A 15,448-nucleotide genomic window follows, 5' to 3' on the forward strand; every position below is an offset into this window, starting at 1 on the left:
TAGGAACACCCTTCTTCAAATTCTAACGGACTGGGATTAAAAATGGTTGACGTAACTCATCTTGCTGCTAGTCCATGCGGCCGACTTTAAATAATAGTCCTTGTATGCATCTGATGACCAATTATTTCTAACCACATAATATTTGCTATTTAGATAATTGGAGGCGTTAACGAACTCTTTGTAACCTACAACCGTTAGTGCATGGTCTCCTACATAGGAGTTTCCGTGTACAAGTATCTCGAAAATTTTCGAGTTATCGATCAATGTTGTAGCCGTATAAAAATCGGTAGCTTCAGTTACAAAATCGGCATTCGGGTAACCATGGGCTTGCGCATATTGTTCAAATCCTGATGCTACATTACTATCCAATGTTGAACCCGTTCCAGTAGAGGTTTGGGTTGTGCCCATGTAGGTTCTTAATAACTCGATGACCTGTTTCTCCGTGTAGGTTGCGCCAGTGCTTGGATTTTTCAGCAAATTCGAGTACCCTGCATCTTTAAAATATTGAATGATGTTTTTGCCCGCTGTTGGCGTGCAGCCAGAGTACTGTGTTACGCCCCCGCTTACCCACGTATATTGCTTCGCATTAACTATGGTGTTTATGTAATTTTTATGAATAGAACCGTATCCTGATTCCCAAGTTGCTGGATCAATATTGGTAAAGCCATCACTTGGATTGCTTTGGCCCGGTGATCCTGTTCCGTCTAAGACAGCCAGCTTTTTAATGCGGTCCCAGTTATTCCTGTTATTCTTATTCACGCTTGATGGATGATTAGAATCCGCATTCGTTTGCTGCTTCCAATCCTTAATATGATTTCCCCTCTGATCATAAACAATTTCAGAGCCATCATCAAACTTCGTCTTGTAAGCAAACTCCAACCCGCCTAGCCATACAATTTTTTTATCTTTTACTTTTTTGTTATCTTCCTTTTGCTTTTTTTGAAGGGCCTGATTAATCGTTTGGTTTTCTGTAATCGTATCGCTGCCCTCATCTGCCCAGAAGTTAATAGGCTCGTTATCAATAAAGGCACTAACCAGCAGCTCACCTGATTTTACTCCGCCTGCTTCTACATTAAATGAATACGCTACAATCGCACCTGATGCATCGTATACCTCTTGGCCTTGGTCAATCGCTACCCTTTTGCCAAACCACTTGCTTTGTTCATCAAGAATAGCTTCAGTCAAAACATGGTCGGCAGCAGCTAATCTTGCTGTTTCAATAGAAACAGTGGATACGGAAGCCTGGCTGTATCCCGTACTAGCGAAAGAGAGAATCAATGCGATCGATAACAAGAATGAAACGATTTTTTTGAAATGCATCCCCAAACCTCCATTTTCAAATTATGCTTTACAACTATATTAGTTTATTCCCTTATATTAACAATAGGTCTATTGCACTAATTACCGATAGAATTTATCGGATTAATTCCTCGGAACGATCGTTATTGTCCACGTCCTTATAGCGGATTGTAACGTTGCCCCATTGTTCGGCTGCTTTATCCGCCTGTTGAATTTCATACAACGCAGTAACGGAGTGCCCAGCGCCCACTTCCCCGCCGTCTACTTTGTTATTGCGGAAGTCTTCATCAGGGATTGCACGGTTCTCATAACCGAGAAGGCGATACCCCTTCACTTGTGCAGGGTCAAAATCGACTTGGATTTTGGCGTCCTTCGCAATCGTTTGGAGTGTCCCGGTTAGATTATCCTGGAACACCTTCTTCGCTTCATCAATGTCATCAGCAGCCATTGGTCCCTCTGGCGAGTTGTCCAAGGAAACCTTGTTTATCGCCGCTGTCGCTGAATTCGCCAAAATCATGAAAGACAGCAATGGCGCCGAAGTGAGCCAGCTGCAAGATGTTCTCCAAATGGCGGAGACGTACGCTTCTGGCGAGCGGGAAGAAGATTTTGTTGCACTCGTTAAGAAGGCCATTAAGATTCGTGGATAATTGCTTTGTTATGCAGAACACCGCCCGGGGGCATGATGCTCCGGGCGGTGTTTTCGATTTTCAATATCGGGCGGAACATTAGAAAACCATGAGGCAGCATAAACTTCTCCCTTCAATGATTGGGAATCGGCAACCAAAATGCGGTTATCTTGTTTTGCAATCACATATCCGGATAGGGCAATGCGCGTGCCTAACATTTGAAAGTCCACAATATCCGGCCTAAACGCTTGGAGCAGCTCTGATTTAACCGCTTCACTCAAGTACGCCTCTACTTTTACCTTTTCTTTCTTAACATCAACTCCGACGCTCCAGCCTCCAATTAGCTTCTTGGTTTCCATTATCTTAATAATCGCATCAGCAGCAGCTTGAAGCTCAGCCTGGCTATATTTAGACTCCTTAAATTCGACATGGCTACCCAGCTTGAACATAAGCGCCGCTTGCAAATCCTTTATTTCAGGGGTTTCTTCATCTTCCCGATCAACTAAAAACACAAATTTCATTCTGCTTTTATCGCCTGCATCAAGGTAGTACGTTCCGTATTGTGCGAAAGGAGCAACAGATGGATCCGTCACCGGGAACCGCTTATTCATTTCCTCCTCTAGGATCGGCACATATTTCCTTTCGAAAATAAGCTGCTCCTCATATGGATCCTCTTGTGGCGAACCAAGCCCATCGGCCGGCTTGGTGCCTGCTTGTTTGCCACAGGCCGACAAGACTAATAAAGCCGCTAACAGCCATAACGTTATTTTCATTTTCGGCAATTCCTCCAACTCAAGAACGCACTTATGCTGTATAATAACGCGCTAACGTAGAACAATACGTTAATCGTCAAGTAATCGATAACATACCCCGCTACTAGAATTGCGCCTCCAGAAGCAGCGGTCGTCCAGAAGTGGTAGTCGCCTAACGGCTTGCCTCTTTGCCCTGCTTGGGTTTCATCAGCCAACAGCGCCTTTTCTCCCATCCGCTGCATTGCATTACACACGCCCATTATTATTTGCAAAGCAATCACGACTGAATAAGACGCTACCCACGGAAAATAAAGCATTGCTGCCATTAAGCCCAGCGAACTCACCATCATAAGCCGTGCAGCATGCCGGTCCACGTAACGCGACAACAACTGCGAAGCGGCAGCAGAGCTAATCGTAAACACCGCGAATGCTAGGCCATATTTGGCATAGCTGTTACCCAAGTTTTTTAGAAACAGCAAGTAGAAAGGATAAATGAAACCACCTGCAAAAGTGACAATGCTTTGCGTCCGAATCAATGTGCGTATACTCACCGCTGCTCCCCCTCGACCGCGCCATACTGTTCATAAAATACGTTGTAAAACAACTCGTCCGGATCGTACTTTCGCTTCAGCTGAAAAAATGCCTCTGACTTCGGATACGCCGCATGCAGCTGCGCCCTTGTCGGATATCCCGCATAAGGCAAATAATAAGTGCCGCCATGCGCAATGGCCTGATCGACGACCGCACGAATGCCTTCTCCGAATTTCTCCTGCCCACGTTCGCCCAGCGGCGCACGGAACAGGCATACAAGCGCAAACATGTCTTTCCGCGCATATGACAAAGCTGCTTCCTCATCTTGGTCCACATACCTCACCGTAATATTGAGCAGATCCAGCTTATGGCGCTTTAACACCGTGCCGAAATCCCTTAGAAAATCCGCATATTCATCCATCGGAATAAAATATTCCTGTAACAAATCGTTCCGCCCCGGCTCATGCGTTTCCATGAAGGCAGTGTCGGACCGCATCGCATTATTTCGGCTAATCAGCTGTCCCTCTTGCCGCTTAAACTGCTTCAATTGCAGATCCCAGAACGTATCCTTCAACTGATCAGATAGCCGATTCAACTGGAACAATGCCTTTACTGGCGTGACCCACTGCTCTTTATCACGCAGCTTGAACGCCTCCGCATCATATTTCTTTTTATCTGCTATCTCATAATTCAACGCATACATATCGGTTAAGAAATGGCCGGGTCCCACCGAGACTCGTGCCAAATGCATACGAACATCCGGGTTCCCTAGCACATGGGTTCGGAAATATTGCACATAATCATCCGCCGGCATGGTATCCACCCGAAGCTGATACATTTCATCCGGGACCAGCGACAAGGTCACATCGAGGATGATGCCAAACAGGCCATAGCCACCCAGCGCAAGCGGAAACAATTCAGCGTTTTCCGTGCGGCTGACCTCCAGAATTCGGCCGTCCGCCGTTAGCAGCCTATAAGACAGCACACTTTTAATCAACGAGCCATTGCGAATATCCCGTCCATGCGCGTTAACACTGATCGACCCGCCAACTGTAAAAATGTTCTGCGACTGCATCGTCCGAACCGCCAGCCCGTAAGGCTGGATGCTTCGTTGTACATCAGCCCAAGTTGCACCCGCCTGTACAGTCACTGTGCGAGCTGCAGCATCTACATTCAGCACGTGGTTAAAAGCCGTCATATCAACTACGACTGCATCCTTGTAATAGGTATGTCCGCCTTGGCTATGCCGCTGGCCCGCAATTGCGACCTTTAGTTTATGGGCAGCAGCATCCTGAACCACCTGCACCAACTGTTCCATCTCCTGCCCCTTAACGATACGCTTAACTTTAACGGGATGCAGCCGGCTGTAATCTGTCAGGAGAAAAGGGTCCTGGCCCGGCTGGCTCGTATAAACGTATGTAAATGCCGACAAAGCTACGAGCAGCAGAAGCACAACTCCTTTACGCATAAACCGTACTCCCTCATCCTATGATTTATAAATCATAACATGGATTACAATTATCGTTATTTAAATATGTTATAAAGAAAAATTCCAAATACATGAAAAAACACCGTCTTGGCAAAAGGCCACAAACGGTGTATCTCATATTTTATATATGATTAACCTTCTACTTCCCAGCTCTTGTCAGCCATAATTCTTCAATGCTATTAATCTGATTATTGTTTAGAAACTCTACTGTTCCTGTCTCTAATCTATCTAATAAGGTTAGCCAATCTTTCTGGTTCAACCTATAATCTTCTTCATCGTTTTCATGCGCCTCTTTTATCCAAGCATCATTCAACTCACTCGATTTTTCAATTTGATTTTTCATTCTGGCATCTAGCCTGGCATCCGACTTAAACGCCTCTTCATGCCAACCGTAATAAAGATGTGCAAGCCGGTCTGCATTGGCCGAGCTTTTATTGGCCTTATATTCTTCTTTTTTCTTCTTCGTTTCAAACGCAAGCTCTCGATTGTTATCAATAATATTTCGAATTGTTTTTATCGTCCATTGTAGAAACCAGTGTTTGCGTATCACTTTTGAGTTGATTGGAGAGGTACTTTTCATACATCTGGTTTTCTCTTTGCTGATTAAACAGAAGAATTGCAAAAGTCACAATGATTACAACCAACACAATAGAGACATACTTGGTTCTCGCCACTAGAGCATCCTCCATTTCCATTACGAAAATGCCGTTCTCCGTTAGCGCCCTCATTCACCGCTTATTTCAGTAAAATCACACACAATTATCCTTGCATGTGACATCGCCTTCAGCCAGGCATATGGTACGATTTTAATTGTATAAAGCACAATCTATTGCATTAGGAGGTGGCGCACACCGAACGATCAGAAACATAGCAGCAAGATTAGCTCGCAACCACAAGTTAAATCTCGTGCTTTTGTTTTCTTACTTTCCATATTTCAAGGAGGTCTATAACATGGTTCGTACACAATCCGTGAAAAAAAAGCTCTCGATTGTTCTCATGTCCGCTCTACTGCTTGCCACTGCGCAGCTATCAATCAATCCCCAGGAGGCATCCGCTTCAGGCAATCTGGCGCTTGGCCACTATGTGTGGGCTAGCAGCGGCAGCTATCCGGCTGCGGCGGTGGACGGCGTCCATTACTCCTCGAACTTCTGGCAGCCTGCTTATGGCCAGACGGGCTGGATCACGGTCGATCTCGGCAGTGTACAAGCTGTCAATCGTATCGTCCTCAAAGCGCCGACATATGGTTACTGGGTCCAATCAGCGTCTGTTTTAACCAGCAACTCGACGGATGATAGCAGCTTTACGGCACAAACATCCAGCACGACCTACGGGTATTATTCCGCTAACAATTATACGAACACCATCAACCTGCCGAGCACTGTCAACACACGTTACGTCAGAGTACAAGTGGCCAACGTAAGCACCGCAACTGCTATTAGCGAGCTTGAAGTGTACGGGCCATGAGCTGCTAGCTAACGAAATCAGGCTTTATCTGATGCTATGAGACAAACTTAAAAAAGGCTGCGAAGGTCGCCAATCGGCAGCCTGTCGCAGCCTTCGCCCGTTATAATCAGCTTATTAGATACTATTGAAGCTTTAACTGAACATCTCTGAAATTTACTGCCCATTGCTTCATCCCTGATGCAGACAAATCGGTCAATGGCAGTTCACGATCAGTGATTTTGTACATCTCACGTAAACTATAAGCAAGCACTGGAGACCAGCGGGAATTCGATTCGATTAATGCTAAAATTTCCTCTGTATAGGACGGCCCTAATTCTACAATGGGTTGAAGTGCTTTCACTGTACTTTCGGTGAACATATTTGAAGAAATTCTATCCTGCGCAGTTTGGGTCTTCTCATGTTCACGATAAAACGTAATAATAGCTTGTATTAATGGATTATCACTGTTTTCGTTCCGTTTGATCCATTCCTCCGCGGGTTCAGAATATAGCTCCTGCCCCTTCTTCTCTGCCTCTGCCGCCCAGATAAGCGAATTTACTGATAACAATGCCGCCACAGCTACGGTCGCAATTGCCAAGCGTTTTTTCATTGTGTTCCCCCAAATATATATTTCCTTATTCATAAATGTTTCTTTATTTTTACATAAAACCCATCACTTTCACACGAAAGGTCTCTTAGTATTTTCCGAAGGGCCGCATGCAGCACGCAACTTACTTGCCTAAAGCAGCCATAGTAACCGCAAGTAATTAGCTAGAGCCATTGTAGATTGGAACAAGCCGCTCTTTCCTAACATACAACTTTTACAAATAGAAGGAACTTTAGGGTGCAATTAGCGTAGAACCTATGACTACATTTTCAAGGAGGAATTATGAGAACCAAAAAGTTAATGCTAATGCTCGCTATTGCAGCAATGATGTTGTCGCTGTTAGCGCCGTTGGGCGCAGCAGCAGCCGCTTCAGATGTAGCCCCTCTTGGTTATACGGACACGCAGAAGGCCGCATCCGAGAAAGCAGCACTGCTAACAAGCCAATACGGTACGACAAGCGTGCAATACGCGCTGATCGATCAAGGAAAGATTGTCGTCTCCGGCCAATCCGGCATCAACGATGCCGCCGGGAAGAAGCCCTTGACTGCCAATACCATGTACGGCATAGGCTCAACAAGCAAAGTGTTCACGGCAGCAGCCGTCATGAAACTGGTTGATGCGGGCAAAATTAATTTGGATCACCCCGTCGTCGAATACATACCAGACTTTACGATGAAGGATGATCGGTACAAACAAATTACCCCCCGCATGCTGTTGAATCATTCCGCCGGCTTTTATGGATCATCGCTATCGAACGCATTCCTATTCTCGGATAATGATTCCTACGCGCATGATACACTTCTTCAGCAGCTCTCCGAACAGAAATTGAAAGCCGATCCCGGCGCTTATTCGGTCTATTGCAACGATTGCTTTACCCTTTCCGAAATTATGGTTGAAAAAGTAAGCGGCATCGGCTTTACGTCCTTTATCCATCAATATTTTAGCAAGCCTCTTGGCATGCCGAATACGAAAACGCCGCAAGATCACTTGGACCAATCCGCAATGGCAGCCCTTTATTTCCCCGGTTTCCGTGATCAGCTGCCGAATGAAACGACCAATGTGATCGGTACGGGCGGCATCTACTCCACAGCAGAAGATCTGGCTCGTTTCTCTCAAATTTTCACAGGCCACGAAACAGGCATTCTATCTGCCGATTCAGTAAAAGCCATGTCCCAGCCTGAGTACAAGAAAGGGTTCTGGCCGGAGGATGCAGATACCGTGTTTAACTACGGATTGGGCTGGGATAGCGTCAATCTATTCCCGTTCAGCGACTATGGCATTCAAGCGCTGGCCAAAGGCGGAGACACCCTTCTCTACCATGCCTCCCTTGTCGTTCTCCCCGGCGAGAACATGGCAGCTGCTGTCCTGTCATCTGGCGGCTCCAGCACGACCAATCAGATGCTGGCAAGCCAGATTTTGCTCCATGCCTTGAAGGAGAAGGGAGCCATAGATGGCATTAAAGCTGAGAAGTCCTATGGAAAACCGACGAAAGCTGACCTCCCAACAGAGCTGCTAAACAGTGCGGGAAGCTATGGCGCAACCAATCAACTGCTTACCGTAGCCATTGCTAAGAGCGGCGAGTTATCCATCTCAACACCACAAGCTCCGGGCAGTCCAGCCCAGAAATTTACGTACTCGAAGGATGGCTCATTCTTAAGCGAGGATGGCAACGTGAAGGTCAACATTGTGAAAGCGAAGAACGATCGCACTTATTTATGGGTTCGGCAATACCTCTCGCTCCCAGGGCTTGGGCAGCTAGCTTTATCGGAATACTCTAACGAGAAGCTTGAGCCGAACGATGTCCCTGAGGAAACGCTTGCCGCATGGAAAGCACGGGACGGCAAACGCTATTATGTCATTAACGAGAAATATACTTCCGTCGCCTTATTGCTGCTGGGCGCCATGAAAGTGCAATTGTTCAAGGAGGCGCCTGGCTACATCATCGATCAGAAAATAACGGGTCCAAATACAGCATTGGCCGATCATCAGGTTCCTGTCATGGGCAGCAGGGATATTTCACCGCTTAACTTCTACGAGCAGGACGGCACCGAATACCTACGTTACGGCACAAGCCTACTCGTAAGTGAGGATGCCCTAAAACCACTCTACGCTGGCAAGCATTCCTCAACGACCATTTCGGCGAACGGTTATGCCAAATGGTATACGATTCCCGACAATGCCGCCGGCAAGACGATTAAAGTATCCCCTTCTTCCAAAGGCTCCTATGCCGTGTATGACGAGAACGGAACATGTGTAGGGCTCGGCACTATTAATTCAGCCAATCCAACCGTGCTTCCTAAGAACGGTACGGTCATGTTCGCGGGCGAGGCCGGAACCAAGCTTCAAATTACGTTAAAGTAAGAATAGAACCACTTAACGAAAAGGCCAGCATTCTTGTCCGAGAGAATGCTGGCCTTTTTGTTTTACAACTAAAGCTGCTTCATATTTCAGAAGGCGAATAACACGCCCTTTTTCATATACAATTACTATTGAATATGCATTTAATCATATAATGAAGACAGTTACCAATGTCTTATATCAACTAACTTGTAGGTGAAGCAGGATGGGCAAAATCATGTTTACAGGCGGCGGTTCCGCCGGCCACGTTACGGTAAATCTGGCTTTAATGCCGAGATTTCAAGCAGAGGGTTGGACGGTTGAATACTTGGGTTCGCATACGGGCATTGAGAAGCAACTAATTGCGGACATGCCGGGGGTAAAGTATTTCAGCATTGCGACGGGCAAACTGCGAAGGTATTTGGACTGGAACAACGTGAAAGACCCGTTCAAAGTCGTCCAGGGCGTTTTTCAGGCTTATCGCATTATCAAGCGCAGCAAGCCAGACATTATTTTCTCCAAAGGCGGGTTCGTCTCCGTTCCTGTTGTATTAGGCGCGAAGTTGAATCGGGTACCCGTTATTATTCATGAATCAGACTTAACGCCAGGACTGGCGAACCGAATTGCCATTCCTTTCGCGACGAAGGTATGTACAACGTTCTCTGACACGGACCAGCATTTGCCCAAGAGCAAAGTTTACTACGTCGGTCCCATCATCAGGGAAGCGCTAAATCGGGGCAGCCTTGCGCGCGGGAGAGCATGGAGTGGTTTCACCAACGCTAAACCCGTGCTTCTCATTATGGGAGGGAGCCTGGGTTCCCGCAAAATAAACCTTGCTGTAAGAGAATCGCTTCCGCAGCTAACAAAACGCTATCAAATTGTCCACCTATGCGGCAAAGGCCAAACGGACAACACCGTGAGTGCACCGGGTTATGTGCAGGCAGAGTACCTACAAGACGAACTGCCGGATGTGTTAACGATGACCGACCTAGTCATTTCCCGAGCAGGGGCAAACTCGATTTTCGAATTTCTGCATCTCCGCAAGCCAATGCTGCTCATTCCGCTTACGAAGGCGCAAAGCCGCGGTGACCAGATTCTTAACGCAGACTCGTTCCGCAAAGCCGGCTACAGCGATGTGCTTCAGGAAGAGGAACTAACGGCGGATCTGCTCATTTCCCGGATCAACCAGCTATACGACAATCGGCAAGCCTATATCAAGCGCATGGAGACTGGGGCACCACATGCAGACGCGCTCGCAAACGTTATGGATCTCATCAAGCAGGTGGCGAAGCAGCGTTAAATACAGTTAAATCGAACGGAATGCAAACATGATTTCCGCTTCACAAACGAATTCATGATTTACGGTGGCGACGCCTTTTCCTTTGACGATCTGCCCCTTAACTCGCGTTACATCGAACGTTAGCAAAAGTTGGTCTCCGGGTGTTACTTGCCGTTTGAACCGGCAGCTATCAATTCCCGTCAATAACCCTATTTTATTATCGTTACTCTCTCCACTGGACATAGCGATGCCCCCGACCTGCGCGAGCGCTTCTACGATTAAGACGCCGGGCATAACAGGATAGCCGGGAAAATGGCCAACAAAATAGGGTTCATTCATTGTCACATTTTTAATGCCTACCGCTCGTTTCCCTTCGTCCATTTCCAAAACTCGGTCAACCAAAAGGAATGGATATCTATGGGGAATGATTTCTTTTATTTTTTCAATATTTAGCATGGGATTGCCTCCTCTCAGCTCTTAGGCGGGGTGATCGTTTTATCAAAACAACATTGCGAATTTCCAGTACATCGTTCCATAAAAGAACAACTTCAGCATAATCATTTTCTGTGATTTCCCGTATCTGAATTTCCACGCCTACCCTCCATTAACAAACTGTTATCCGGTATATTATAACACAAATTATGGAAGATATTGCAGTGACATTCGGCATTGATACCACGTCCAAGCCGCAGCGAATAATAATCTCGCCATCCATTACTCTAAGCCTGCAGCTATATCAGTTCGTAGCGTGCCACTTGCAAATGAACAATTGCTACCTTCGTGCAGTAATTGTACAATTTGACTAGGAAAAATCGACGACTTTAACGAATAAGGGAGCTGGCAGCGTGTTTTTACACTTCTTGCAACAAAATGAGCATAAGAAAGCATTTCTGGAGCTGGCGAATATCGTCGCTAACGCCGACGGCTTCGTTAACCTAAAAGAGAGAGGCGGGCTGCGCATAATTGCGGCTGAGTTGGGATTGCCTGCAGCTGCAGCCGCCACATCGCGCTCGCTTGAAGATATTCTCGGCTGCGCGCAGGATGAGCATGTGCAGCATATTTTCTTAGTAGAAATGTTGCTGCTTTGCTATGCCGACGGCGATTACAATGACGATGAGAAAGCGCTCATTATGGAGATGAAGCAAACGTTTGGCATCACCGAAGAGAAATATGAGGCATTTAAGGAATGGGTTATTCGTATGGACAAACTGCGTACAGAGGGCGTCAAGTTGATTTTGAACATGCCGTAGCTTCCACGCCATAGTTTACATCATAAATAGGGCCGGAAGCCACCATATTATGGTGGCCTCCGGCCCTTTATGATGCTGTTACAACCACTATTTATTTATGCGAATTGTTTACTTGGAATCGATTAACCCGGCCTTGTCCAGCAGCCGTTGCACGATAACCGCCGTCTCCGCTCTCGTCATGTTACGATCGGGAAGCAGCTTCCGACCGGAGCCTTGCACGATCCCCGTCTTCACCGTTTCGGCAAGTGCTTGTACCGCCCATGGCGCTATGTTTGCGCCGTCCTCATAGGAAGCAAGCACATCAGTCGCGTTCGCTTCGCTAACGCCGGCATTCAGCCCTGTTAGCTTCATCGCCCGTGCAAGCATAACTAGCGCTTCTTGGCGCGTGATCGTCTTATTCGGTCCGAAAGTGCCGTCCTTGTAACCGTTCACCAATCCGTATTCCTGCGCTTTGGCCACTGCGCCAACGAACCAATCGTTTGCTTGAACGTCGTTTAACGAAGCCATCTTTCCGTTATCAGAAAGTCCTAGCGCACGAATAAGAATTGCCACGAATTCAGCCCGCGTGACAGCGCCATCTGGATTATAACGCGAATCTCCGACACCATTCACGACAATCCGCGACGCCATGTCGTTCACCGCTTCTTCGGCCCAATGCCCTGCCATATCCACAAACGATTGAACGTGCTTGATCAACGCATACGTACTGTTCGTCAGACTATGGATGACGACGTAAGCCTTGCCGTCCCGAATGATGACTCGGGAAGGGACGTGATGAGACGTTCCGTCCGCGTCCAGCTTGACCGCGGTCGTAATCGCATTCGCATCCACACCGTCCGGCAGCGGAATTTCACGCTCTACGTATATCCCAAACTTGTCCACTTCCAGGCTCTTGCCGTTGGATGTAACCGTAATTGTGAAATCAATTGGTTCCCCTACCAGGCTGAATTGGCCTTTTTCCGCAGCCTGATTCGCCAAGCCGATCATTGCCTGGCCGCTCTTCCTAATGCTCATTTGTACAATGACGTCCGAGAGTTTTGTGAAAGCGCCAAGCTGAGGCGTGATCTTGTCAACCGCGATTTCGGTTGCCGGCATCGAATAGCTTCCGTTAGGCGTCCGTACGACCAATAAGGCTTGCATGTTCGCAAGGGCTTTTACCGTTTCCCCCGTAAACGCCACATTCACCTGATCCGCGTCCGCTCCCTCCGCCAGAATCACGATGACTGGCTTCTCTTCTTGGGCCAGTTGATTCTTCAAGGCGTCGATGTTTACGGTCAACGTCAATACGGTATTCCCCTGGTATTCCTTGGAGATGCCTTTGGCGACCCAATCGTAAGCCTTCCCGTCAACCAAGACCGGGAACCACTCTTCGTTACCGGACAGGCCGTCGCCCGGAGGCACCGTTCCTCCCGATGAAGGCGCGCTTTCCCGAGTGGCCGTCACCGTGTAGGTTTTCTTCGTGCCGTCCTGCGATGTCACTTCGACAACAATTGTGTTGTCGCCTTCGTTCAAGGCTATCGCGTTCGACGCGGAGCCGCTTATCGCTGACATTCCGCCGACCTTCACCGTCGCGTTCGAATCGTCCACGGTTGGTGTGACCGTAACGCTGCTCACGCTATTTATCACGCTTGCTGTATAATTCGTCGTATTTGGCGTGAACGATGGACTGAGCGTACCGCTTGATAGCGCCAATCCGCTCAATTCCGCATTGTTGCTGCCCGCGCGCGTAACCGTCACCGTATACATTTGCGTCGTGCCGTCCTGCGCGCTCACCTCGACCGAAATTGTGTTGCTGCCGACATTCAAGTTAATCGGCTGGGACCCAGAGCCGCTCGCCACGGCCAGGCCGTCTACCGTCACCGTCGCGTTCGAATCGTTTACGGCCGGCGTGACCGTAACGCTGTACACGCTATTCGTCACGCTTGCCGTATAATTCGTCGTGCTTTTCGTGAACGAAGGACTGAGCGTACCGTTAGACAACGTCAAGCCGCTCAATTCCGCATCACTGCTCTCCAAGCGAGTAATTATTACCGAATACGTTTGCTTTGTGCCGTCCTGCGCAGTTACTTCAACTTCGATTGCATTGCTTCCGATGTTCAAATTGACCGCTTGCGATGCAATGCCGCTTATCACAGCCGTTCCGTTCACCTTCACCGTTGCGTTCAAGTCGCTTACCACCGGCGTTACTGTCACGCTATATACACTGTTCGTCACGCTAGCCGTATAGCCAGTCGTCCCCGATGTAAACGCCGGACTTAACGTGCCGCTCGATAGCGCCAGAGCGCTCAAATCCGCATTGTTACTTTGCCGGGTCACCGTAACCGGGTACGTCTGCGTCGTACCGTCTTGCGCGGTTACTTCGACGGCAATGGCATTACTGCCTACGTTTAGACTAATGGCATTCGAAGGGGTGCCACTCATCACGGCCGTACCGTCCACCTTCACCGTTGCACCAGGATCGCTCACGGTCGGCGTAAGCGTTACATTATCCACGCTGTTGGCCACGCTCGCTGTGTAGCTCGCCGTTCCTGGCACGAATGCCGGACTCAGCGTGCCGCTCGAAATCGTCAATCCGCTCAAATCCGTGTTGCTGTATAGGTTTGTCACTTTTCTAATTGCATGATTGCTATAATCAGCGATGTACAGCGTACCGCTGGCGCTATCGACAGCTACACCCGTTGGGCCCTGCAAGCGAGCTACAATCGCCGCGCCTCCGTCTCCAGAGTAGCTGCCCAAACCCGAGCCCGCCACCGTGCTGATGATGCCCGACGCGCTGACTTTACGCACGCGGTGGTTTTTGGAATCCGCAATGTATAAATTCCCGAAACTATCGACGGCTACACCTGCCGGCCCGTTCAGCTGGGCACTCGTCGCCGCGCCTCCGTCTCCTAATTTGCCTGCCGTTCCCGTACCCGCCACCGTGCTAATGTATCCCGCAGTGTCGACTTTCCTAATGCGGTGGTTATTCGTATCCGCGATGTACAAATTTCCGCCGCCATCGACAGCGATGCCGTAAGGATTTTTCAAGAGGGCGTCTTTCGCCAAGCCGCCGTCTCCCGTAGAGCCAGTCGTTGCTCCCTTGCCAGCTATCGTGCTGATGATTCCCGACGTATTGACTTTCCGAATGACACTAGAACCGCCATCCGCTATGTACAGATTTCCACTGCTATCGACGGCAATGCCATACGGCAAGTCCAACTTGGACGAGGTCGCCGCGCCACCGTCCACTACAGTCCCACTTGTCCCCGTACCCGCAACCGTTGTGATTTTCCCCGTTGGATCGACTTTCCGAATAATGTGGTTACGATATTCTGCAATAAATAGATTCCCGCTGCCGTCCATCGCTACCCCGGACGGCATGTTCAGCAGCGCATCCTTGCCCGCTCCTCCATCTCCAGAATAACCGGCTACACCTGTGCCCGCTACCGTGCTGATATTGCCCGAAGCATCGACTTTACGCAAGCGCTGATTGCTTGTCTCCGCTATGTACACGTTGCCGCTACCGTCAATGGCTACCCCATGCGGGTAATTCAACTTGACCGACGTTGCCGAAACATCTTCCCCTGTCGTGCTCGCTCCTCGACCCGCCACCGTACTGATGACGCTGCTAGACGCATACGCCTTGCCACCCGGCAGCAAGTGCATCAAATCCACCGCCGACCATAAAACCAATAAACTGATCACCAAACGAATTACTTTGTAACGCATCACTAGCGTTGCATAAACACTGATGTGCTTTCTTTCTGAAAATTTAGTTAATTGTATTCTGGCTCGAAATCCAAAAGGTCGAGCGCCTCTTAGAGGTAGCTCCATCCATTTGGTTGAATTATGTAAA

The 15,448-nt window shown here is 48.4% G+C and carries 14 protein-coding genes; 5 read left to right on the forward strand and 9 right to left on the reverse strand.

The window, feature by feature from the left end; translation table 11 throughout:
* Window positions 1–36: 36 nt before the first annotated feature.
* Both GON22_RS17075 and GON22_RS17080 read right to left on the reverse strand, forming a co-directional pair.
* A complete protein-coding gene (locus GON22_RS17075; protein WP_160397311.1) occupies window positions 37–1,320 on the reverse strand; it encodes a hypothetical protein in 1,284 nt (427 codons plus the stop codon).
* A gap of 94 nt (window positions 1,321–1,414) precedes the next feature.
* On the reverse strand, window positions 1,415–1,747 hold the full coding sequence (locus GON22_RS17080) for a YfbK domain-containing protein (RefSeq protein ID WP_237179212.1): 333 nt from the start codon (window positions 1,745–1,747) through the stop codon (window positions 1,415–1,417).
* A 16-nt stretch (window positions 1,748–1,763) separates the two neighbouring features.
* On the opposite strand from GON22_RS17080, the gene GON22_RS17085 reads away from it, so the two are divergent.
* Window positions 1,764–1,946 (forward strand): YfbK domain-containing protein, encoded by a 183-nt coding sequence (locus tag GON22_RS17085; protein ID WP_237179213.1) that lies wholly within the window; start codon window positions 1,764–1,766, stop codon window positions 1,944–1,946.
* Between the two features lie 8 nt (window positions 1,947–1,954).
* Here GON22_RS17085 and GON22_RS17090 read toward each other — a convergent pair whose 3' ends face one another.
* From GON22_RS17090 to GON22_RS17105, 4 genes are all read right to left on the reverse strand, one after another.
* Window positions 1,955–2,698 (reverse strand): hypothetical protein, encoded by a 744-nt coding sequence (locus GON22_RS17090; protein ID WP_160397314.1) that lies wholly within the window; start codon window positions 2,696–2,698, stop codon window positions 1,955–1,957.
* Entirely contained in the window at window positions 2,695–3,228 is a 534-nt protein-coding gene (locus GON22_RS17095; RefSeq protein ID WP_160397315.1) for an MFS transporter, read from the reverse strand. The genes GON22_RS17090 and GON22_RS17095 overlap by 4 nt, the downstream gene beginning before the upstream one ends.
* Entirely contained in the window at window positions 3,225–4,676 is a 1,452-nt protein-coding gene (locus GON22_RS17100) for an FAD-binding oxidoreductase (RefSeq protein WP_160397316.1), read from the reverse strand. Before GON22_RS17100 ends, GON22_RS17095 begins: the two co-directional genes overlap by 4 nt.
* A gap of 160 nt (window positions 4,677–4,836) precedes the next feature.
* Window positions 4,837–5,277: a hypothetical protein gene (locus tag GON22_RS17105; protein WP_160397317.1), complete on the reverse strand. Its 441-nt coding sequence runs from the start codon at window positions 5,275–5,277 to the stop codon at window positions 4,837–4,839.
* A 371-nt stretch (window positions 5,278–5,648) separates the two neighbouring features.
* Here GON22_RS17105 and GON22_RS17110 point away from each other — a divergent pair, with 371 nt between their 5' ends.
* Window positions 5,649–6,161, forward strand: coding sequence for a discoidin domain-containing protein (locus GON22_RS17110; RefSeq protein ID WP_160397318.1), 513 nt, complete (start codon window positions 5,649–5,651; stop codon window positions 6,159–6,161).
* Between the two features lie 121 nt (window positions 6,162–6,282).
* Here the strand turns inward: GON22_RS17110 and GON22_RS17115 are convergent, their stop codons facing one another.
* Entirely contained in the window at window positions 6,283–6,750 is a 468-nt protein-coding gene (locus tag GON22_RS17115; RefSeq protein WP_160397319.1) for a hypothetical protein, read from the reverse strand.
* 279 nt (window positions 6,751–7,029) lie between these two features.
* Between GON22_RS17115 and GON22_RS17120 the strand changes: the two genes are divergently transcribed.
* Window positions 7,030–9,108: a serine hydrolase domain-containing protein gene (locus tag GON22_RS17120; RefSeq protein ID WP_160397320.1), complete on the forward strand. Its 2,079-nt coding sequence runs from the start codon at window positions 7,030–7,032 to the stop codon at window positions 9,106–9,108.
* A 202-nt stretch (window positions 9,109–9,310) separates the two neighbouring features.
* Window positions 9,311–10,384: an undecaprenyldiphospho-muramoylpentapeptide beta-N-acetylglucosaminyltransferase gene (locus tag GON22_RS17125; protein WP_160397321.1), complete on the forward strand. Its 1,074-nt coding sequence runs from the start codon at window positions 9,311–9,313 to the stop codon at window positions 10,382–10,384.
* 6 nt (window positions 10,385–10,390) lie between these two features.
* On the opposite strand, the gene fabZ is transcribed toward GON22_RS17125, so the two are convergent.
* On the reverse strand, window positions 10,391–10,819 hold the full coding sequence (fabZ, locus tag GON22_RS17130) for a 3-hydroxyacyl-ACP dehydratase FabZ (RefSeq protein ID WP_160397322.1): 429 nt from the start codon (window positions 10,817–10,819) through the stop codon (window positions 10,391–10,393).
* Window positions 10,820–11,208: 389 nt separating this feature from the next.
* Between fabZ and GON22_RS17135 the strand changes: the two genes are divergently transcribed.
* Window positions 11,209–11,613, forward strand: a complete 405-nt coding sequence (locus GON22_RS17135; protein WP_160397323.1) for a TerB family tellurite resistance protein — start codon at window positions 11,209–11,211, stop codon at window positions 11,611–11,613.
* 108 nt (window positions 11,614–11,721) lie between these two features.
* Here GON22_RS17135 and GON22_RS17140 read toward each other — a convergent pair whose 3' ends face one another.
* Window positions 11,722–15,285 carry a cadherin-like beta sandwich domain-containing protein gene (locus GON22_RS17140; RefSeq protein ID WP_160397324.1) on the reverse strand — a complete coding sequence of 1,188 codons (3,564 nt, stop codon included), beginning with the start codon at window positions 15,283–15,285 and terminating at the stop codon, window positions 11,722–11,724.
* Between the last annotated feature and the right edge of the window lie 163 nt (window positions 15,286–15,448).

Origin of the sequence: Paenibacillus sp. MMS18-CY102 (assembly GCF_009789195.1) — a bacterium.
Classification (GTDB): Bacteria; Bacillota; Bacilli; order Paenibacillales; family Paenibacillaceae; genus Paenibacillus_T.

Coding starts and splice junctions, on each gene's coding strand:
- GON22_RS17075 (WP_160397311.1), bottom strand. CDS start 1,320: ATGCATTTCAAAAAAATCGTTTCATTCTTGTTATCGATCGCATTGATT.
- GON22_RS17080 (WP_237179212.1), bottom strand. CDS start 1,747: ATGGCTGCTGATGACATTGATGAAGCGAAGAAGGTGTTCCAGGATAAT.
- GON22_RS17090 (WP_160397314.1), bottom strand. CDS start 2,698: ATGAAAATAACGTTATGGCTGTTAGCGGCTTTATTAGTCTTGTCGGCC.
- GON22_RS17100 (WP_160397316.1), bottom strand. CDS start 4,676: ATGCGTAAAGGAGTTGTGCTTCTGCTGCTCGTAGCTTTGTCGGCATTT.
- GON22_RS17105 (WP_160397317.1), bottom strand. CDS start 5,277: ATGAAAAGTACCTCTCCAATCAACTCAAAAGTGATACGCAAACACTGG.
- GON22_RS17110 (WP_160397318.1), top strand. CDS start 5,649: ATGGTTCGTACACAATCCGTGAAAAAAAAGCTCTCGATTGTTCTCATG.
- GON22_RS17115 (WP_160397319.1), bottom strand. CDS start 6,750: ATGAAAAAACGCTTGGCAATTGCGACCGTAGCTGTGGCGGCATTGTTA.
- GON22_RS17120 (WP_160397320.1), top strand. CDS start 7,030: ATGAGAACCAAAAAGTTAATGCTAATGCTCGCTATTGCAGCAATGATG.
- GON22_RS17125 (WP_160397321.1), top strand. CDS start 9,311: ATGGGCAAAATCATGTTTACAGGCGGCGGTTCCGCCGGCCACGTTACG.
- fabZ (WP_160397322.1), bottom strand. CDS start 10,819: ATGCTAAATATTGAAAAAATAAAAGAAATCATTCCCCATAGATATCCA.